The organism is Aestuariivivens sediminis (genome assembly GCF_022662105.1).
GTDB lineage: Bacteria > Bacteroidota > Bacteroidia > Flavobacteriales > Flavobacteriaceae > Aestuariivivens > Aestuariivivens sediminis.
In genome coordinates, this window is the sequence record NZ_JAKMCP010000002.1 from 338256 (window position 1) to 359871 (window position 21616).

General features: G+C 40.9%; 13 protein-coding genes and 1 tRNA gene. 4 read left to right on the forward strand and 10 right to left on the reverse strand.

Translation table 11 applies throughout. From position 1 onward, the window contains the following. Positions 1-7 precede the first annotated feature (7 nt). The 3 genes from nrfD to MR054_RS05850 form a co-directional block, all read right to left on the reverse strand. Entirely contained in the window at positions 8-1456 is a 1449-nt protein-coding gene (gene nrfD, locus MR054_RS05840) for an NrfD/PsrC family molybdoenzyme membrane anchor subunit (RefSeq protein ID WP_242082836.1), read from the reverse strand. 28 nt (positions 1457-1484) lie between these two features. Continuing rightward, positions 1485-4595, reverse strand: a complete 3111-nt coding sequence (locus tag MR054_RS05845; RefSeq protein WP_242156944.1) for a TAT-variant-translocated molybdopterin oxidoreductase — start codon at positions 4593-4595, stop codon at positions 1485-1487. 91 nt (positions 4596-4686) lie between these two features. Further along, positions 4687-5979, reverse strand: coding sequence for a cytochrome c3 family protein (locus tag MR054_RS05850; protein ID WP_242082840.1), 1293 nt, complete (start codon positions 5977-5979; stop codon positions 4687-4689). Between the two features lie 213 nt (positions 5980-6192). Here MR054_RS05850 and MR054_RS05855 point away from each other — a divergent pair, with 213 nt between their 5' ends. Next, positions 6193-6576, forward strand: a complete 384-nt coding sequence (locus MR054_RS05855; protein WP_242156945.1) for an SPOR domain-containing protein — start codon at positions 6193-6195, stop codon at positions 6574-6576. Between the two features lie 219 nt (positions 6577-6795). Here the strand turns inward: MR054_RS05855 and infB are convergent, their stop codons facing one another. From infB to MR054_RS05875, 4 genes are all read right to left on the reverse strand, one after another. Further along, positions 6796-9495, reverse strand: coding sequence for a translation initiation factor IF-2 (gene infB, locus MR054_RS05860; RefSeq protein WP_242156946.1), 2700 nt, complete (start codon positions 9493-9495; stop codon positions 6796-6798). Positions 9496-9557: 62 nt separating this feature from the next. Beyond that, on the reverse strand, positions 9558-10790 hold the full coding sequence (nusA, locus tag MR054_RS05865; RefSeq protein ID WP_242082846.1) for a transcription termination factor NusA: 1233 nt from the start codon (positions 10788-10790) through the stop codon (positions 9558-9560). A 14-nt stretch (positions 10791-10804) separates the two neighbouring features. After that, positions 10805-11266, reverse strand: a complete 462-nt coding sequence (rimP, locus tag MR054_RS05870) for a ribosome assembly cofactor RimP (RefSeq protein WP_242082848.1) — start codon at positions 11264-11266, stop codon at positions 10805-10807. 152 nt (positions 11267-11418) lie between these two features. Next, positions 11419-11491: transfer RNA gene (locus MR054_RS05875), tRNA-Gln, on the reverse strand. 152 nt (positions 11492-11643) lie between these two features. On the opposite strand from MR054_RS05875, the gene MR054_RS05880 reads away from it, so the two are divergent. Continuing rightward, positions 11644-14964: a DUF2723 domain-containing protein gene (locus MR054_RS05880; protein WP_242156947.1), complete on the forward strand. Its 3321-nt coding sequence runs from the start codon at positions 11644-11646 to the stop codon at positions 14962-14964. Between the two features lie 44 nt (positions 14965-15008). Then, positions 15009-15653 (forward strand): polysaccharide deacetylase family protein, encoded by a 645-nt coding sequence (locus MR054_RS05885; protein WP_242156948.1) that lies wholly within the window; start codon positions 15009-15011, stop codon positions 15651-15653. Positions 15654-15726: 73 nt separating this feature from the next. Here the strand turns inward: MR054_RS05885 and MR054_RS05890 are convergent, their stop codons facing one another. From MR054_RS05890 to MR054_RS05900, 3 genes are all read right to left on the reverse strand, one after another. Continuing rightward, entirely contained in the window at positions 15727-16023 is a 297-nt protein-coding gene (locus tag MR054_RS05890) for a thioredoxin family protein (RefSeq protein WP_242082854.1), read from the reverse strand. 146 nt (positions 16024-16169) lie between these two features. Continuing rightward, positions 16170-17405 (reverse strand): metallophosphoesterase, encoded by a 1236-nt coding sequence (locus MR054_RS05895; protein WP_242156949.1) that lies wholly within the window; start codon positions 17403-17405, stop codon positions 16170-16172. 127 nt (positions 17406-17532) lie between these two features. Next, entirely contained in the window at positions 17533-18255 is a 723-nt protein-coding gene (locus MR054_RS05900; RefSeq protein WP_242156950.1) for a copper homeostasis protein CutC, read from the reverse strand. 198 nt (positions 18256-18453) lie between these two features. On the opposite strand from MR054_RS05900, the gene polA reads away from it, so the two are divergent. Further along, positions 18454-21339 carry a DNA polymerase I gene (gene polA, locus MR054_RS05905; protein ID WP_242156951.1) on the forward strand — a complete coding sequence of 962 codons (2886 nt, stop codon included), beginning with the start codon at positions 18454-18456 and terminating at the stop codon, positions 21337-21339. Positions 21340-21616: the final 277 nt, after the last annotated feature.

A 21616-nucleotide genomic window follows, 5' to 3' on the forward strand; every position in this document is an offset into this window, starting at 1 on the left:
TGCTACCTTAGTTTTTTGTTGGGTTATTCGTTCCAGAAGTTCTCGCATCGGCTCCGGTACCTACCAGGCTCTTCCCTGCTTCTCTTAACTTTTTATATCTTTCTCCCGAAGATTTTAAAATGGTTTTAACCTCAGCCTGTGCAATAACAGGGAATGTTCTGGAATATAAAAGGAACAATACAAAGAAGAATCCCAGAGTTCCAATAAATATACCGATATCCACAAATGTTGGCGAGAACATGGTCCATGAGGAAGGTAAGTAATCCCGATGTAAGGAGGTTACAATAATGACAAAACGTTCAAACCACATCCCTATATTCACGACAACGGAAATAATAAAAGAAAACATGATACTGGTCCTTAATTTCTTAAACCACATGAACTGTGGTGAGAACACGTTACATGTCATCATGGCCCAATAGGCCCACCAATAAGGTCCTGTTGCTCTGTTTAGGAAGGCATATTGCTCATATTCAACACCAGAATACCAAGCGATAAACAATTCAGTAATATAAGCCACCCCAACTATAGACCCCGTAATCATGATGACGATATTCATCAATTCGATATGTTGAACGGTAATATAATCTTCCAAATCACACACTTTACGCATTATAATGAGTAGGGTGTTTACCATGGCGAATCCGGAGAAAACAGCACCTGCAACAAAATAAGGTGGAAATATCGTGGTATGCCACCCGGGAATTACAGATGTAGCAAAGTCGAAGGATACTATGGTATGTACAGAAAGCACTAAAGGTGTTGCCAAACCGGCAAGCACCAGAGAAACTTCCTCAAATCGTTGCCAGTCCTTTGCACGACCTGACCAGCCAAAACTTAATAACGAATAAATTTTCTTCTGAAAAGGTCTTACGGCGCGATCACGAATCATGGCAAAATCCGGTAATAACCCTGTCCACCAGAATACTAAAGACACCGATAAATAGGTAGAAATCGCAAATACATCCCAAAGTAAAGGAGAGTTGAAATTCACCCAAAGCGACCCGAATTGGTTTGGTATGGGTAAGACCCAGTACCCTAACCACGGGCGACCCATATGGATGATTGGAAATAACCCCGCTTGAATTACCGAAAAAATAGTCATTGCCTCAGCAGAACGGTTAATAGCCATTCTCCATTTTTGTCGGAACAAAAGGAGTACAGCCGAGATAAGTGTTCCTGCGTGACCAATACCTACCCACCAAACAAAGTTAGTAATATCCCAGGCCCAACCTACGGTTTTATTTAAACCCCAAGTTCCAATACCTGTAGATATCGTATAAATAATACATCCAATACCCCAAAGAAAAGCAGCCAGTGAAATGCCAAAAACTATCCACCATTGTTTATTTGCTTTTCCCTCTACAGGTTTTGCAACATCCACTGTAACGTCGTGGTATGACTTTTCGCCTGTAACTAAAGGTCTTCTAATAGGTGCTTCGTAATGAGACGCCATAATTATATAATTGATTCTTTAATTAGATTTATGCTTCTGTTGTATTTCTCACTTTGGTCTGGTACATCACGTTTGGTTTTGTGCCAACATGCTCCAACAGGTGATACATACGATTATCTTCTTTTAGTTTTGCAACTTTACTTTCCTTATCATTAATATCTCCAAACACCATAGCACCATTACCACAAGCCGCAGAACATGCCGTATGGAATTCCCCATCCTTAATGTCACGCCCATCGCGTTTGGCGTCCAAAATGGTTTTTTGGGTTTTTTGGATACACATCGAACATTTCTCCATAACGCCACGAGAACGTACAACGACATCCGGGTTTAATACCATACGACCCAAATCGTCATTCATATGATAATCAAACTCCTCATTATTATTGTACAAGAACCAGTTAAAACGGCGCACTTTATAAGGACAGTTGTTAGCACAATACCGTGTCCCTACACAACGGTTATAGGCCATATGGTTTTGTCCCTGACGACCATGTGATGTTGCCGCAACCGGACAAACCGTTTCACATGGTGCGTGGTTACAGTGCTGACACATAACTGGCTGAAACGCGACCTGAGGGTTTTCAGAAGCCCTTTCCATTTCATTAAATTCACTCAACGAACTTCCTAGACCAGATATATCATCCTTCTTCTCATTGTCGCTTTCAAAGGAATCTTGTGAGGAATAATAGCGATCTATACGCAGCCAATGCATATCACGGCTCCTTCTAACTTCCGTTTTACCAACTACGGGTACGTTGTTCTCGGAATGGCATGCAATAACACAAGCCCCACAACCGGTACAAGCGTTCAAATCGATGGATAAATTAAAGTGATGCCCTATAGAACGATCAAATTCATCCCACAAATCAACATCAGGTGACGTCACCGGTGTCTCTTCATGATTTAATGACACCACCGGAACAGCATTCCAATGTGCCTTATCTTTGGTATTGAATATCTCCAGGGTGGTTTCCTTAACAATATCACCACGTCCCATTAAGGTATTGTGTAACTGAACACAGGCAAACTCATGTTCCCCTCCCACGGCTTCAACGGTGACTTGTTGGACCGTATTAAAGGCCTGATATAATGGATAAGCATTAACGCCTGTCTGCATTTCAGATTTCATACCCTTGGTTTTCCCGTAACCTAGTGCCAAACCAACAGATCCTTTTGCCTGCCCGGGTTGAATGATAACAGGTGCTGTAATACTGACCCCGTTAACGGTAATCTTGGCATAGTTACTATTTAAAGCCCCATTGGCTACATAGGTGTTTACTAAACCTAAATTATCAGCATCGGCTTTTGAAACGGTTAAATAGTTGTCCCAGGCCGTCCTGGTAATAGGATCCGGAAACTCCTGTAACCAGGGGTTGTTGGCCTGTTGGCCATCTCCCATCCCTACTTTAGTGTATAAGGTAAGTTCCAAACTGCCATCTGTGAATGTCGCTGAAGAAACCAGAGCTTGGGCTGCATTACTTGAGACTGCAGTTTCTGAAGGGGCTTCTGTTGCATCAGAAGCGGTTGTATCTTGGGTTTCCGTGGCAATATTTCCAACGTACACGCCATCGTGCAAGGCTTGATTGAATGAGCTATCGCCTAAGATAGTAGCACCCCAGGCCTCTTTAATATAATCGTGATAAGAACGGTCATTCCCCGTCCACTTTAGTAAGGCTTCTTGAAATTGTCTGGTATCGAACAAGGGACGAATGGTCGGTTGTGTTAAGCCATAATGCCCTTTCTTTAACTCCACATCTCCCCATGCCTCCAAATAGTGCGGAGTAGCAGCCAAATAGTCACACAATGATGCCGTTTCGTCTTCCTTCATTGAGAAACCTACGGACAGGCTTACCGTTTTTAGACCTTCAACAAAATCGGTTGCATTGGGTAAGGTATATACCGGGTTAACGCCACACATAATAATGGCGCCTACATTACCAGCCTTCATATCGGCTACTAATTGTGCCACCGCTTTGGCATTACCCTGTCTTGTTTTAATAGTTGTTTCTGGATCGAATGCCTTGCTGGCCAGAGATTCATTGATTTCAAGTACGACCATTTGCGCATTGACATCCTGTATCCCCGTTACTACAACACCTTTACTGCCTGCTCTTTTGAGTTGTGATGCCGCACTTTCGACCGACAAAGCAATCGCTTCCGGCAGATCAACGGCGACATTTTTACCGGTAATTAAACTATGTAATTTGGCCAAGACCAACTTTTGTTGTGTCGGTGTTAAAGGCACACGCTTATCGGCATTGGCTCCCGATAGTGACAAATTCGATTCAAATTGAATATGTCTTGACATTTTTCCATGGCTGGGTACTCTGTTTTTAGCATATCCGGAATCAAAACCACCACCTTGCCAATCTCCTAAGAAATCAGCGCCAACGGATACAATGGTCATGGCCTCGGAAAAATCGTAATTGGCCAGTCCGCGTTCACCATATTTTGCCTCGTAGGCATCTAAAGCAGCCGATTCTGAAACCGCATCATAAATCACATGTTGAGCCGTTGTATATTTTTCCTTGAATTCTGAAATTAATTTACCGGTTGAAGGACTTGCAAAAGTTTGTGTTAATAGCACAATGGCCTTGCCTTCATTAGTTAACTTAGCCAATTCTGAAGTAACTTCATCATCCAACTGGCTCCATGAAATGGACTCCCCATTTTTTCTGGGTCCCTGAACCCTTAAACTATCGTAAAGGCCTAATACGGAAGCATTCACCCTGGCATTGGCTCCACCATTGGTTGTTGCCATGGCATTACGCTCTATTTTTATAGGCCGCCCTTCACGTGTTTTAACCAATATACTTGCAAAATCAAACCCGTCCGCAATAGTGCTCGCATAATAGTTTGCCACACCGGGAATGATCTCGGTAGGCTGTACCACATAAGGTATGGACTTTTTAACGGGTCCCTCACAGGCTGCTAAAGATGCAGCTGCTGTACTAAACCCAACATATTTTAAGAAATCGCGTCGTGTTGTGGAAGCAGATTCTAAAGTGGTTTTATCGCCTAAAAATTCATCGGTAGGAATTTCTTCTACAAACTCGTTCTGTTTTAGAGTCTCAACAATAGAACTATTTTCGTTTAGCTCCTCAACACTTTTCCAGTATTTCTTGTTTGATGACATATTATTTAATTGAATTACTTCTTAAATTTATTTTTACCCTTCTACTGCGTTTCAACGTAGCGCAGTACACTCGTTTAATGCGACACATTATTTAATAATGGCACTTACCACATTCCAGACCTCCCATTTGGGCTGCCGTTAAATTTTCTACACCATATTTTTTAGAAAGTTCTTCATGAATTTTCTCGTAATAGGCATTATCCTCCACTTTAACATTGGTCTCCCTATGGCAATTGATACACCATCCCATGGTCAAGGGCGCATCCTGATAAAGAATTTCCATTTCCTCAACCGGACCGTGACAGGTTTGGCATTCTACACCGGCAACCGAAACGTGCTGAGAGTGATTAAAATACACAAAGTCCGGTAAATTATGGATACGCACCCATTTTACCGGTTGCGATTCGCCTGTATATCTTTGATCGGCATCACTCCATCCGGCTGCAGCATATAATTTTTGAATTTCACCATCATAGAATTCTTTAGAATATTCCGGAGAAGTCTCCCCTTTGTACTCATAAATGGATTTATGGCAGTTCATACAGATGTTCAATGATGGTATTCCGGATGATTTACTCACCCGTGCTGAGGAGTGACAATATTTACAATCAATACCATTGTCTCCTGCGTGAATTTTATGTGAAAAATGTATGGGCTGTACGGGTTGATACCCTTGATCTATACCAATTTGCATAAGATAACCAAATACATAATAAGCACTTGCCAATAAGAAGAAAATGGCAACCACTAACATAAGAAACTGGTTTTGCACGAAAGCTTTCCATAAGGGTGTCCTTCTGGATTCCTCGGGCAATTCAATATTTTGAGCCACAGCAAACCGACGCAGTGTTTTGTTAACCAAATACAGGCCAAGCGCTAACAACATAAAAAGAATGGCTATCGCTCCCAAAATAATTTCGTTTGAAATACCTCCCTGAGCGGCAGGTGTCACAGCAACACCGGTTCCAGCAGCCGGAGCTACAGGTGCGGCTTTTTCCTGGGCAGTATAAGCCAAAATATTATTTAAATCCTCATCTGTTAATTGAGGAAATGCGGTCATAGCAGCACCACCATAATCGTTATACACCTTATTAGCATAGGCATCTCCAGATTTAATAACACCGGCACTATTACGCACCCAGGCATAAATCCATTCTCTATCCAACCCTTGCTCATCCGCCAAACGTTGTTCCACTTGACGCAAAGCAGGACCCGTCATTTTTTTATCCAATTGGTGACAAGCTGCACAATTGGCATTGAATAAAGATTTCCCTTTAGCTGGATCCCCTTCCTGGGCTGAAAGTGTTGTAGTAAATGCTAATAAAACAATTAATCCAAAACGAAGTAAGCAATAGCTTAATTTACGGTAATTTACCTGTATCATATTTTTGGTTAAATTAACTTCTAAACTTTGGTACGATTTTTTCAATGATAAACAAAAAAAGCACAATTAAAAAAATCTGTCGCAAAAGTAATATATCTAGTCGATTTTAGAAATGTTAGAGAACTGTTAATTACTAATTTAGACAGTTTCTAAATAATAAAAAGTCCGCATTTTAGTTAATAACGTATACCTTTGTATAAATAATCTTATCCCATGAAATCATTACCTTTTAAAATCATTTTATCCTTAGCCGTATTTTGTATTTTATCAACTAATTACACACAAGCACAACAGGGTCATGTCATTTTAAATCAGGATAAATCGATAAATAATTTATTGGATTTAAAAAAGGAAATAAATCAGGAGAGCAACGATTATTATAAAATACAGATTTATTCCGGCGATAGAACAGGCGCTCAAAATGCTCAAAAAGAATTCCATTTGGCTTTCGATAATTGGAAATCCCGATTAGAATATGAGTCCCCAAACTTTAAAATTTGGGTCGGTAATTATCGCATTCGTCTCGAAGCAGACAGAGCCTTAAGACAGATTAAACAGAAGTTTTCCGGGGCTTTTATTTTTAAACCAAAAAAGTAATGATTGAATATCGGTAATGTGTCGAAATACAAAAAAAGTGTTTTGTCATTCCAACGGAAGGCGGCATCTCTCGGTTAATCAAAAGATTCTTCACTTCGCTACGCTCCGTTCTGAATGACAGAATGTGAATTATTACTCATACAGGCACCTTCATGTCATATCATATGAAAACAAAAAAAAGGGACTAAAAGGTCCCTTTTTTGTTTGAATATTTTTGCTTTATTTCAGTTTCTTTTTAACCTCTACTTGTTGGAAGGCTTCGATAATATCACCTTCTTTAATATCGTTGTAGTTTTTAATCTGCATACCGCAATCATAGCCTTTACTGACTTCTTTAACATCATCTTTAAAACGCTTTAAGGATGTTAATTCTCCCGTAAAGAGTACCACGCCGTCTCTAATCAATCGGATTCCAGAATTTCTAAAAATCTTACCATTGGTAACCATACATCCCGCAATAGTTCCAATTTTTGAGATCTTGAACGTCTCCCTGATTTCGGCAGTTCCGGTAATTTCTTCCTTAAGCTCCGGCGATAACATACCTTCCATGGCATCTTTGAGATCATTGATGGCATCATAGATGATCGAATACGTTCTGATATCAATTTCCTCCTTGTCCGCAAGACTTCTTGCGTTCCCCACCGGACGAACATTAAACCCTACGATAATCGCATCAGATGCTGAAGCCAATAAGACATCACTTTCGGTGATGGCACCAACTCCTTTATGTAAAATATTGACCTGAATTTCCTCGGTGGATAGTTTTTGGAACGAATCGGTTAAGGCCTCTACCGAACCATCCACATCCCCTTTAAGGATGATGTTCAACTCTTGGAAATCACCCAAGGCGATTCGACGTCCTATTTCATCCAAGGTAATATGACGTTGGGTTCGTACTGATTGTTCACGTTGTAATTGGGCCCTTTTGGTTGCAATTTGCTTGGCTTCGCGTTCGTCTTCAAAAACGTTAAATTTATCTCCGGCTTGCGGCGCACCATCCAACCCTAAAATGGATACAGGCGTCGAAGGTCCGGCTTCCTTCACTTCATTACCGCGCTCATCATGCATGGCTTTAACCTTACCACTGTGCTGACCTGCCAAAACATAATCTCCAACGCGTAAGGTTCCTCCCTGTACCAAAATGGTAGATACATACCCTCGCCCTTTATCTAAATAGGCCTCAACAACCGTTCCCATTGCCGGTTTATTTGGATTTGCTTTTAATTCCAATAATTCGGCCTCGAGCAATACTTTTTCTAAAAGTTCCTTTACTCCTGTTCCTACTTTGGCAGAGATATCGTGAGATTGAATTTTACCACCCCAATCCTCAACCAATAAATTCATATTTGCTAATCCCTCTTTAATCTTTTCGGGGTTCGCATCCGGTTTATCAATTTTATTAATGGCAAATACTATGGGGACACCTGCTGCCTGTGCGTGAGCTATGGCCTCTTTGGTTTGTGGCATAATATCGTCATCTGCCGCCACAACTATTATCGCCAAATCGGTTACCTGAGCCCCACGAGCACGCATTGCTGTAAAAGCTTCGTGACCTGGTGTATCCAAAAATGCTATCTTTTGGCCATCTTCCAACTGAACACCATAGGCGCCAATATGCTGTGTGATACCCCCGGATTCCCCGGCTATAACATTTTCCTTACGGATATAATCCAGTAGTGATGTTTTACCATGGTCTACATGACCCATTACGGTTACAATCGGAGCCCTTGGTTTTAAATCTTCAGGTTTGTCTTTAATGTCTTCAATGGCTTCTTCAATATCGGCAGTTACAAACTCCACTTTATAGCCAAATTCTTCGGCTACTATGGATAAGGTTTCCGCATCCAATCGTTGATTCATGGTGACCATCATACCAAGTGACATACACGCCGATATAATTTGAGTCACCGGAACATCCATCATTGTTGCCACTTCACTTGCCGTTACAAATTCGGTAACTTTAAGGATCTTGCTTTCTGCAGCTTCCAGTTCCTGATCGAGCTGCGATTGTTCCCTGTGTTGTTCTCTTTTGTCTCGTCTGTATTTGGCCCCTTTCCCTTTACTGGATTTACCCTGCAATTTTTCAAGGGTTTCACGTACTTGTTTTTTTACATCCTCCTCACTGGGCTCTTCTTTTACAATGCTTCGACGCCCCTGACCTTGTTTGCCTTTAAACTTTCCGGACCTATCACTGCGCTGACCATCGCCTTTATTATCGAATGACGCTGGCGCTTTACTAATGCGACGACGCTTCTTCTTGTTTTTCGATTCGTCCTTACTGGCAACTTTTTTATCTTCTTTCTTTTTCTTTGGCTTATTAAATTGCGACAAATCAATTTTGTCCCCAGCGATTTTTGGTCCCGAAAGCTTTTGGTATTTGGTTTCAACTTTTTCCTCAACCGCAGATTCCTCTTCTGAAGGTGCTTCCTTTTTAGCTTTTGGTTTTTTATCAACCTTTTTAACGGCTTCCTTTTCTGCCTTTACAGGTTCTGGTTTAGACGCTTCTTCCTTTTCAGGCTTTTCGGCAACCGCTTCTTTTGGCGTTTCCTTTTTTTCTTCTGCCTTTTTGGCATCAAGGTCTATTTTCCCAACCTGCTTTGGCCCGGAAAGTGTTTTTGTCGCTTTTATAACCTCCTCTTTATTGGCTAATTCTTTTTGTTTTTCTTCCAGTTCACGCTCACGTTGCTCCCGTAATAAATCTTTTTCCTTTTGTTTCGCCTCACTCACTTCTTGCGACGCCATTTTTTTATTGGCATCGGTTTCAAATTCATTTGAAAGAATTAAATAAACCTCCTCAGAAATTTTTGTCGTTGGGCGCTTTTCAATTTCCACACCTTTGGAATCCAAAAACTCCACAGCACGGTCTAAAGAAATATTAAGCTCGCGTAATACTTTATTTAATCTAATTGTTTCAGCCATAAATCGCCTTTAAAATACTCAAATATTTTTAATACTGTTCCCGTCAATATAAGGAACAGCTCCTATTCTTCAAATTCTTCTCTTAAAATTCTAATAACCTCTTTTATCGTTTCTTCCTCGAGATCGGTTCGCTTCACAAGATCATCAACGTCTTGTTCCAAAACACTTTTAGCCGTATCTAAACCTGCCTTACTGAATTCTTCAATAATCCATGTATCGATTTCATCAGAAAACTCACTTAATTCAACATCTTCTTCTGCACCTTCTCTAAATACGTCTATTTCATAACCAGTTAATTGCCCGGCCAATCTTATGTTATGGCCGCCACGACCAATAGCTTTACTTACCTCTTCCGGTTTTAAAATCACTTCTGCCCGTTTCGTATCTTCATCTATTTTAAGAGAGGTCACACGTGCCGGGCTCAAAGCCCTAGTAATGTAAAGTTGAAGGTTATTGGTGTAGTTAATGACATCAATATTCTCATTGCCCAACTCCCTCACAATACCGTGAATCCTGGAACCCTTCATCCCCACGCATGCTCCTACAGGATCTATTCTGTCATCATAAGAATCTACGGCAACTTTTGCTTTTTCACCGGGTATTCTTACTACATTTTTAATGGTAATAAGACCATCAAAAACCTCAGGGATTTCCTGTTCAAACAACTTCTCTAAGAATGTTGGGGAGGTTCTGGACATTATAATGGCCGGTTTAGCCCCTTTAAGCTCAACGCTTTCAATAATCCCTCTTACATTATCTCCTTTTCTAAAGAAATCTGAAGGAATCTGTTTGTCTTTAGGCAACACAATTTCGTTACCTTCATCATCCAACAAAATCACAGCCCTATGACGAATATGATGCACTTCAGCCGTATAAATTTCTCCAACTAAATCCTTGAATTGCTTGTAGATTATAGTGTTGTCATGCTCGTGAATTTTTGAAATCAGGTTTTGACGTAATGCTAAAATGGCACGTCTCCCTAAATCAATCAATTTTACTTCTTCTGATACATCCTCACCCACTTCAAAATCGGGTTCGATTTTACGCGCTTCCGAAAGTGAAATTTCCTGGTTTGGATCTTCTACTTCCCCATCGGCCACTACTACCCTATTTCTCCAAATCTCTAAATCTCCCTTATCCGGATTTACGATGATATCGAAATTATCATCGTCTCCATATTTCTTTTTTAAGGCACTTCTAAATACATCTTCCAAGATGGCCATTAAGGTTACACGATCTATTAATTTATCGTCTTTAAATTCCGAAAAAGACTCAATTAACGCAACATTTTCCATAACGCTTTACTGAATTAAAATTTAATCATAACTTTTGCTTCTACAATATCTTCATAAGCAATACTCGCTTGCTTTTTTACGGTGACCTTACCCTTCCCTACAGGCTTTGGTTCCCTAACTTTCCATTCCAAAGTAATTTTTTCATCGGTTGCACTGGTTAAGGTCCCTTCTAATTTATCGTCAATGGTTTTTAATCCCAGTGTCCTATTGATGTGCTTTTTATACTGCCTTTTATTGACCAAGGGTGATGCCGCTCCTGCAGACATCACTTCTAAAGCAAAATCCTGCTCCTCTCTATCTAAATTATGCTCTATGGCGCGACTTATAAACATGCAGTCCTCAACTGTAACACCCCTATCACCGTCTATCACTATGTTAATTTTATTATCACTTGAAATAGTAAGGTTGATAAGGAACAAGTCCTCCCTTTGAGCCAAGGCGTCATTCAACAGTTTTTCAACAGCAGTATTAAACATTTTCAGTATAAAAAGAGGGGACTTTCCGTCCCCTCAATCTTTAATTTTTCCTTTCAATGCTGCAAATATATAATATTTTAATTAAAAATGGCATAGAATGCAGTTGAAATAAAAATCCCAACTCTAATTGTGAATTGGGACTTTCCCCGTTGTTGGCCTACTAGGGCTCGAACCTAGACTCTTCTGAACCAAAATCAGACGTGTTGCCAGTTACACCATAGGCCATTGGTCTTTTGAGGGTGCAAATTTAGCACAAACTTTTATTTGAACAAGATTTTTTTGAAAAAATAAACACCTAAACTTAACGTTTACTTAAAAATAGCCGGAATAGCATATTTATTGTTAAATTCGCCGTGGCTAACAAACATGGATATGATATGACACATTTCAACTTTAAAAAATGGAACACCATTTTTGGTTGGTTTACTTTTTTAGTAGCTCTTATAACATACAGTCTTACCGTCGAACCTACCGTAAGCTTTTGGGATGCCGGTGAATACATTTTAACCTCATCTAAACTTCAGGTGGGTCACCCACCGGGGGCACCATTGTTTCAGATGCTGGGTGCTTTCTTCTCCATGTTTGCTTTAGGAAACAATGAGCTTTTAGGCTGGGTGATGAATATGATGAGTGCTGTTGCCAGTGCCTTCACCATATTATTTATGTTTTGGACCATTACCTTACTGCTTAAAAAGTTAGTGGCTCCAGATAAAGATTTGCCTCAGCAAAAAGGCCTGGCGGTTCTTGGAAGTGGTTTAGTGGGCAGTTTGGCCTTTGCGTTTACAGATTCGTTCTGGTTTAACGCGGTTGAGACCGAAGTTTACGCCATGGCGACATTAATCATGTCCATCTTGTTTTGGTTGGCCCTTCGCTGGGAACAGGACATGGACAAGCCCAGGGGTAACAAATGGCTTATTTTAATCGCCTTCATTATCGGGTTATCATTCGGCGTTCATTTTATGGGGTTGTTGACCATTCCCGCCATCGGATTGATTTACTATTTTAAAAACTACAAAACCATAACAGTCAAGAATTTCATAATAGCAAATGCCGTGGCGATAGCGGTACTTTTATTTATTTTCAAATTACTGGCCCCCAATATCCTTAAGTTCTTTAGTGCCTCTGAACTGTTTTTCGTAAACACTATTGGGCTGCCGTTCAACTCGGGATCTATAATTGCCGGAATTGCCTTGGTGGCTCTAATCCAGTACCTGCTTAAATACACCCGTAAAAAAGGCTATATTCATTTAAACACCAGCATCCTGTGTCTGGCTTTTATTATTATCGGGTTTTCAACCTGGCTCATGTTGCCCATTCGCGCCAATGCCAATGTTGTTATTAACGAAAATAATCCCTCCAGTGCCCGAGAGCTATTAGCCTATTATAACCTGGAACAATATCCTGAAACCCATTTGTTTTATGGTCCTTTGTTTACAGACCAATTTGCTTACCTGGATGAACAGAATCCCTATGCAGATGATAAGCCTAAATATGAAAAGGATGAAGAAAAGGGGATATACACCATTGTTAACGATTACAAGAATGCCAAGCAAAACTACAATTCAAAACATGCTGCCATTTTACCGCGTATGTGGAGTCCTGAACATGCCGAAAATTACATGATGTTTTCCGGTTTTTTGGATTTTAAGCTGAAACCGGAATACCAGATGGAAAACGAACTTCGGTCGGCCATCACTAATTTTAAAAATGATGTGGCACAGGGCAATGTGGACTATGAGGATTATTACAATTTCCTAAAACGTTTTAAGAGCTATATTGATATTGAAAAACCATCTTTGGGAAGCAATATCGCCTATATGCTGGAGTATCAGTTAGGCTATATGTACTGGCGTTATTTTATGTGGAATTTTGTTGGCAGACAAGACGATATTCAAGGCCGTTACGACAACCATGGGAATTGGATTAGTGGTATAAAACCCATTGATGAATGGCATTTGGGCGTATCTCAGGATAATTTACCGAGTGATGTTAAAAACAATAAAGCCCGAAACACTTATTACTTTTTACCGTTAATCCTAGGGCTTATTGGATTTTTCTTTTTGTTTAACCATGATAAGAAGTTGTTTTGGGTGATGCTGGTATTTTTTCTGTTTACCGGAGTAGCCATACAGTTTTACACTAATGTACGCCCCTTTGAACCTCGCGAACGGGATTATTCCGTAGTAGGCTCATTTTATGTTTTTGCCTTATGGATTGGATTTGGGGTATATGCTATTTTTGAGGTCCTGAAAAAGCACCTCCCCAAGAAAATGGCAGCACCCCTTATAACCGTAGTTTGCGTAATCCTGGTTCCAGCCATATTGGCTGCCAATAACTGGGATGACCATGATCGCTCCGATAAATACACCGCCAGATCCATGGCAAAAAAGTATTTAGACTCCTGTTCCGAAAACGCCATTTTATTTACCATTGGCGATAATGATACCTTTGCCTTATGGTATGCCCAAGAAATTGAGGGATACAGAACCGATGTACGGGTGGTGAATACCAGTTTATTCCAAACCGATTGGTACATAGACCAAATGAAACGGAAAGCTTACGAAAGTGATCCCATACCATCACAGTTAGCCCATAAAAATTACCAGTTTGGAACCAACGAATATGTCGCCGTCGAAACCTTAATCAAGGATACGCTGGAAATTAAAGATGCCCTGAATTTTATTGCCAGTGACAATGTTAGAACCAAATACAAATACATACTCCAACAGCAAGGTATCGATATTTCACAAATTAGGAGTCAGGATTTAAATGCCAATTATTTACCCACGCCTCATTTAAAATTGCCCGTAAACAAGGAAAACGCCTTAAAATATGGCATTGTTAAACCCAAGGACGCCGAAATGATGGTAGATACCATTTATATTAAAATTAGTGGTAGTGCCATATTAAAAAACAGGCTCCTGATGCTGGATATTGTGGCCAATAACCATTGGAAGCGACCCATTTATTTTACAGGTGGTGCGTTTGGGGACGACGACTATATCTGGATGAAAGATTATTTGCAACTGGACGGCATGTGCTATAAGTTGGTTCCCATAAAAACCCCTATAGATCGTGCAAATCCCTTCGATATGGGACGTGTGGACAGTGACCTTATGTATGAAAAAGTAAAGCTCTGGGATTGGGGCAATAGTGGTAGTCCCACCATCTATCACGATCCGGAAACGCGTAAAAACTCCATTACCTATCGCAGTAATTTGGCCCGATTAATCGAGCAGCTTATTAATGAAGGTGAATTAGATAAGGCAGAGGAAATAGCGGATTTGGCCATGAAAAATATGCCGGTCGATTATTATGGTTATTACACCCTTTTAGAACCTTATATCAGTGCTTACTACGAAGTGGGCAACCAGGACAAGGCGCGACAACTATTTAAGGATGTTGCCAAAAAATATCAGGAAAATTTAACCTATTTCAGCGGTTTAAAAATCTCAAACCAGGAACGCATGTTTGAGGATATCTATACCGATATTCAGCGTTACAAAGGGTTAATAGATGTGTTATTACAGCACGATGATGAATTTGCGGATACTGAGGGTGATGTTTTTAACGATTATCTAAAACTGTTTAATCATTTTTATGGTGGCGATGAACCCGAAGAACCAATGGAGGAACCAATAATTGATGGCGATATGCCCTCATCGGATAGTTTGCTTATGTTAGATTCAATGCAATAAATATGGGGTTTACGCCTGTAAAAACACCGCTATTATTAAAAAAAATGTTCCCTGACTACGTTTGGGACATTCCCTCGAAAAGCAAGACCCTATACCTGACTTTTGACGATGGTCCAACTCCAGAAATTACGGATTGGACCTTAGAGACCTTAAATAAATTTAATGCCAGAGCCACCTTTTTTTGTATTGGTAACAACATTAACAAGCACCCCGATATCTTTAAAAATATTCTTGCAGGGGGCCACCGTATTGGCAACCATACCCACGATCACCTAAAGGGTTGGAAAACTAAAACGACACGCTATTTAGAAAATATCAGGCTATGCGAATCCGTTTTGAAAACTCAACTATTACATGCGCATTTGCCGGACAAACAAAACTCCTTAATTCAGGACCATCCCATACACTTATTCAGGCCCCCCTATGGTAAGATGAAACCCGGTCAAAGTAAAAAAATTCTGGACATGGGATATCATATAGTCATGTGGGATGTTTTGTCCTTTGATTGGGATAAGACCCTTTCTGAAGAACATTGCCTGAATAATGTTATTAACAAAGCATCCAATGGAAGCATCGTTGTGTTTCACGACAGTTTAAAGGCCGCCAAAAACATGCAATTTACCCTACCCAGGGCCTTGCAATACTTTAGTGAAAAAGGATTCGAGTTTAAGGCTATTAATTCCTTGTAAAAGGGAGTAGAGGTCTTATAAAAAGAGCTTAAATCCAACTTGTCCTTTCGGGAAAAGGAGAATAAAGGTCCTATTAAATATACTGTTGAATGATTCCTATGAGGGTGTTGGCATCCTGTTCGCCGCTTTGCCGCCATTTCATTTCACCGTCCTTATAGATTATAAGCGTTGGCAAACCTTTAACGCGAAGCGCTTCGGCAAGTTCTTCATTTTTATCGACATCAATTTTAATGACTTTTGCTTTGTCGCCAAGAGCGGCAGCTACATCTCGAAGGACGGCGTGCATGGTAGTGGACTGTTCATTCCATTCGGTGTAAAAGTCTAGCAAAACCGGAACTTCTACATCTATTAGTTCACCAAATTTTGACATAAGTATGTATTTAATAGTCAAATGTACTTATACAAACCTACGTATTTTTTTGAAACAATAACGCTTTGGGTTGTTTAAGTCCGCAAAACCGAATAATTCACTAAATTTAATAATTTTACGCACATCTGCAACACCTTGCCTGCCTATTATGCCATGGCGCTTCCTTTTTTGAGTTCAATCACCGTGATTTCAGGCCAAATTCCAACACGTCCCGGAAAGGCCAAATACCCAAATCCTCTGTTTACATTTATATATTGCCGACTTTCTTCATACATCCCCGCCCAATACCTGTAGCGCCATTTGGCCGGACTCCACTTAAACCAGCCGGGTATTTCAATACCAAACTGCATGCCATGGGTATGGCCACTGAGCGTTAAATGGTAATGGTATTGGTCCTTAATGACCTGTTTTTCCCAATGGGTAGGATCATGGCTCATTAAAATCTTAAAATCATTCTCCGCTATGCCTTGAGAGGCTTTTTTTAGGTCGCCTGCTTTTTTAAATCCTCCGGACCCCCAGTTTTCAACACCAATTAAAGCAATCCGTTCTCCATCCTTTTCCAAATATCGGCTTTCATTCAGTAATAGATCAAAACCGATGTTTTTCTGATGTTGTTTTAAGGTCTCCAAATTTTTAGTTTTCTCTGCTTCAGAATCCCATCTTACGTAGTCCCCATAATCATGGTTCCCTAAAATGGAGAACAGACCATCCTTAGCTTCCAGTTTATTAAAAACTTGTATATAGGGACGCAACTCATCCGCCTTGTTATTCACTATATCACCGGTAAACAAAATAACATCACCCCCTTGTTGGTTTATTAAATCCACCCCATATTTGACCTTTTCCATATTGTCAAAACTTCCGGAATGAATGTCACTTATTTGGGTAATTTTATAGCCGTCGAAAGCTTGGGGCAGATCTTCAAAATGCAGGGTATATTTAAGGACTTTAAAATTGTATTTCCCTCTGTAAATACCGTAAAGTATGGAAGCAAAGGGTATGGCCGTAATACCCAGGGCGATCTGACTGATAAACTGTCGTCGGGATGCAAAATAATTGCCCTTGGCACTTTCTCCTTCAGTAAAATATCTATAGATGGCCAGGGGCACCCTGAAGACATCCTCTCCCAGCATGACAAGCAATAACACCATCTTTGGTATTAAAATAGCCACAAAAAAACCAAAGGCATAAGCATGGGCATGAGAAAACCCATCCCTTCTGTTAAACCCATAGTAATACAGTATGAAATTCCCAACCACCAGTAGGGTGACCACCCAATAAAGGACATTAAACCACTGATTTTTACTTACGGTTTTAAAGGCTTGATAGGCATAAATATCGATTATTCCAAACAGGATCAAAAAGACAATCCAACGCAGCATACTTCTTTTTTAAGTCAAAGATACTGCATTTACCCGCAGTAACCTTTTTGCGAATTAATATTTAACGATACGTTAAGAATTTGGCAGGGATGACTAATGACCGCTGCAGCAGAAAGGAAACACCATATCATTTAATCGCCTTTACTATTTGTTTTATAATATTTTGACTCGAGTAAACATGTACGGTTTCATCAAAAAGCCTCTTATTATTCATGGGTACCTTAGGGGGGGCATTAACCACGTCCACCGTCGTTCCCGACACATGAATTTCCGAAAATCCCTGTTGTTTAAACCATGGGGCGTTACCGGGGTTAATGCCCCCACCCGGAAGAATGTTAATCCTATTGTTTGCCATTAATCTTAATTTTAAGAGTAATGCCATCCCCTGTTCTGCCGAGACCTCCTGCCCTGAGGTAAGTACCCGGCTTACGCCTATTTCTATTAAATCTGCCAATGCCTCTGTGGGATCTGGGACCCCATCGAACCCGCGATGAAAGGTAAAGGACAATGGTTTAGACAGCGCAACAAGTGCTTTAGTGCGCTCCAAATCGATAGTACCATCCTTATGAAGTACCCCTGAAACAATCCCGGAACAACCCAATTCTTTACATAACCTTATATCATGCTTCATGATTTCAAACTCCTCCTGGGTATAACAAAAATTCCCACTGCGGGGTCTGATTAATACAAATACAGGGATGGACAGGACCTGAGTTACCTGTTTTATTAACCCGTATGACGGTGTTATTCCACCCACCGCCAGTTCTGAACATAACTCGATACGATTCGCCCCCGCTTCTTCAGCATGAATGGCCGATAGGTAGGAGTTCGCACAAACTTCAAGGATCATAATGCGTTAAGGCTTTAGATCATAAATATTAGGGTATGAAATTGCAAAATATAAACCACAAATCAAAAATACTTTTCGTAGTTTTGGTTTCCGTGTCTGTTGAAGGATTCCAGAACGTTATTTTCAGTTTGAAACATGGACGCCTGCTCGACTCCGCTCGAGGTGGTCCTGTACTCATTATAAAATTAGTTAATCGACATGTCTGATAAAAAACGCCTTTTTTTAGTTGATGCTTACGCTTTAATATTTCGTGGTTACTATGCTTTTATAAAAAATCCCAGAATCAATTCCAAGGGAATCGATACCTCTGCCATTATGGGGTTTATGAATTCCTTGTTGGATGTGATTAAACGGGAAAGACCCGATCATCTCGCGGTATGTTTTGATAAAGGGGGTAGTACGGATCGCATCGAACTATTTGAAGATTACAAAGCCAACCGTGATGAAACGCCTGAAGCGATAAAGGTTGCCGTACCCTATATTCAAGACATTTTAAAGGCCATGCATATTCCCATTATGGTGAAGGAAGGCTATGAAGCCGATGACGTTATAGGGACGCTATCCAAACAGGCGGAAAAAGAAGGCTACCAGACCTATATGGTCACTCCGGACAAGGATTTTGCCCAATTGGTTACAGAACACACTTTTATGTATCGCCCCAAATCCTTTGGTGGTGGTTACGAGATTTGGGGCATTCCCGAGGTCCAACAAAAATTTGAAGTAGAACGCCCCGAGCAGGTCATTGATTTATTAGGCATGATGGGCGACTCGTCCGATAACATTCCCGGTCTGCCGGGTGTGGGAGAAAAAACAGCCAAAAAATTCATTCAAGCCTATGGGAGTATGGAAAACCTGTTGGCAAATACCCATGAACTCAAAGGGAAAATGAAGGAGAAAGTTGAAGCCAATGGTGAATTGGGATTGCTCTCCAAGAAACTGGCGCGTATCATGCTGGATGTTCCGGTAACCTTCGATGCTAAGGATTTTGAGTTGAATCACCCCGATATCGAAGCCGTAAAGCAGATTTTTCAAGAGCTGGAATTCAGGCGATTGACTGAAAACTTCTTAAAGACCTTTGCGGTTGAAACCGATGGTGATCCATCGGCAACGGAACCCCAAAAGGAAACGGGATCGGAGGCTTCGTCTACCCAAGACCCTCAAAATCCAAAACCAAAAATGGCGACACCGGCCGGTGCCGGACAGTTTTCCCTATTCGGGGAAACAGATGACCATCCTAAAGGCGAAAATCCATCCGTATCTGCATATACCAGGCTTACTATTGAAGGTACATCCCATTTTTACCAGAGCATTACCACCCCCAAAGCACTGGAACTATTTATGAGTAAACTCATGGTGCAAAGCAGTGTCTGTTTTGATACGGAGACTACCGGACTAAATCCCATAACTGCAGAACTGGTGGGCATTGCCTTTTCATGGGACACCGGAAAAGGGTTTTATGTTCCGTTCCCGGAAAACAGGGCTGAGGCACAGGAACTTATCGAACGCTTGCGCCCTTTTTTTGAAAGTGAGTCCATTGAAAAGATCGGTCAGAATTTAAAATACGATATAAAAGTACTGGCGAAATACCGGGTTACGGTAAAAGGGAAACTGTTTGACACCATGTTGGCGCATTATCTAATTAATCCCGATATGCGTCATAATATGGATGTTCTGGCAGAAACCTATTTAAATTATACCCCCATTTCCATTGAAACCCTCATTGGGAAAAAGGGCAAAAATCAGCTGTCTATGCGTGAGGTTCCCCTGGAAAAGCAAACCGAATATGCGGTCGAGGATGCCGATATTACCTTCCAGCTTAAAACCCATTTTCAAAATGAATTGAGCGCGGCCCATACCCAAAAACTATTCGATGATATTGAAATTCCGTTAGTACACGTTCTGGCGGCCATGGAATTGGAAGGTATTAATTTGGACAAGGATTTTTTAATGGGCCTATCGGCACAATTGGACAAGGACATCAAAGTCCTGGAATCGCAAATTTATAGTGAGGCCGGCGAAGAATTCAATATTGCCTCACCAAAGCAATTGGGTGAAATTTTGTTTGATAAATTAAAACTGGTCGACAAACCCAAAAAAACCAAAACGGGTCAGTATTCGACCGCAGAAGATGTGCTGAGTTACCTGGCCAAAGACCATAAAATCATTCAGAACATTTTGGATTATCGGGGTTTAGCCAAACTAAAAAGCACCTACGTCGATGCCTTGCCCAATCAGGTTGAAACGACTACGGGCCGAGTGCATACCGATTATATGCAAACCGTGGCCGCTACCGGTCGCCTGAGCAGTAACAACCCCAACCTCCAAAACATTCCCATTCGTACCGAACGCGGACGACAAGTGCGTAAGGCCTTTATACCACGCAGTGCGGAGTATACTCTATTATCTGCCGATTACAGCCAAATAGAACTGCGCATTATTGCGGCATTGAGTAAAGAAGATACCATGATTGAGGCCTTTAAACAAGGGCAGGATATTCATGCATCAACGGCTTCAAAAGTATTCAACGTCCCCTTAAACGAAGTCACCCGCGAACAGCGCAGCAATGCCAAAACGGTGAACTTTGGTATTATCTATGGCGTTTCGGCCTTTGGATTAAGTAACCAAACCGATTTGTCCCGAAGTGAATCCAAGGACCTGATTGATACCTATTATGCCACCTACCCCAAGCTGAAACGTTTTATTGCTGCGCAAATCAACTTTGCACGGGACCACGGCTATGTCCAAACCGTTTTAGGGCGTCGGCGTTATTTAAAGGATATCAATTCTCGAAACGCCATAGTACGTGGTGCCGCCGAACGCAATGCTGTAAATGCACCCATACAGGGCAGTGCAGCCGATATTATTAAAATAGCGATGATCAATATCTATAAAAAGTTGCAGGACGGGCAGTACAAAACCAAAATGTTACTGCAGGTGCATGATGAATTGGTGTTCGATGTCTTTAAACCCGAATTGGAATCCATTGAAACCCTGGTAAGGACCGAAATGGAAAACGCCTACAAACTGGAGGTTCCCCTGGACGTCGAATTGGGCATTGGGGATAATTGGCTGGAGGCTCATTAATTATGTAATATTTTTATTATTTAATAGCGATTTCTTTGTACGATTTATGTATCGCCTCCCGCACGTAATACTTAGCAAAGCGATCCGCAGGGATGAACAGCAGATTTTAATTGGCTTTAAGCATGACCAGCCCTTAATCACATGGTTAAAAAGTTTGCCGTAGGCCAGGTGGAGTGCCACTTTAAAAAGCTGGTATATCAAGGATAAGCCTAACCATTTAACCGCTATCCATGCGATTCTTAAAGGTCATGACCGGGTAGACGACAGCAAACGCCTA

Coding starts and splice junctions, on each gene's coding strand:
- polA (WP_242156951.1), top strand. CDS start 18,454: ATGTCTGATAAAAAACGCCTTTTTTTAGTTGATGCTTACGCTTTAATA.
- MR054_RS05845 (WP_242156944.1), bottom strand. CDS start 4,595: ATGTCATCAAACAAGAAATACTGGAAAAGTGTTGAGGAGCTAAACGAA.
- MR054_RS05880 (WP_242156947.1), top strand. CDS start 11,644: ATGACACATTTCAACTTTAAAAAATGGAACACCATTTTTGGTTGGTTT.
- MR054_RS05855 (WP_242156945.1), top strand. CDS start 6,193: ATGAAATCATTACCTTTTAAAATCATTTTATCCTTAGCCGTATTTTGT.
- nrfD (WP_242082836.1), bottom strand. CDS start 1,456: ATGGCGTCTCATTACGAAGCACCTATTAGAAGACCTTTAGTTACAGGC.
- MR054_RS05900 (WP_242156950.1), bottom strand. CDS start 18,255: ATGATCCTTGAAGTTTGTGCGAACTCCTACCTATCGGCCATTCATGCT.
- MR054_RS05885 (WP_242156948.1), top strand. CDS start 15,009: ATGTTCCCTGACTACGTTTGGGACATTCCCTCGAAAAGCAAGACCCTA.
- infB (WP_242156946.1), bottom strand. CDS start 9,495: ATGGCTGAAACAATTAGATTAAATAAAGTATTACGCGAGCTTAATATT.
- rimP (WP_242082848.1), bottom strand. CDS start 11,266: ATGTTTAATACTGCTGTTGAAAAACTGTTGAATGACGCCTTGGCTCAA.
- MR054_RS05850 (WP_242082840.1), bottom strand. CDS start 5,979: ATGATACAGGTAAATTACCGTAAATTAAGCTATTGCTTACTTCGTTTT.
- MR054_RS05890 (WP_242082854.1), bottom strand. CDS start 16,023: ATGTCAAAATTTGGTGAACTAATAGATGTAGAAGTTCCGGTTTTGCTA.
- MR054_RS05895 (WP_242156949.1), bottom strand. CDS start 17,405: ATGCTGCGTTGGATTGTCTTTTTGATCCTGTTTGGAATAATCGATATT.
- nusA (WP_242082846.1), bottom strand. CDS start 10,790: ATGGAAAATGTTGCGTTAATTGAGTCTTTTTCGGAATTTAAAGACGAT.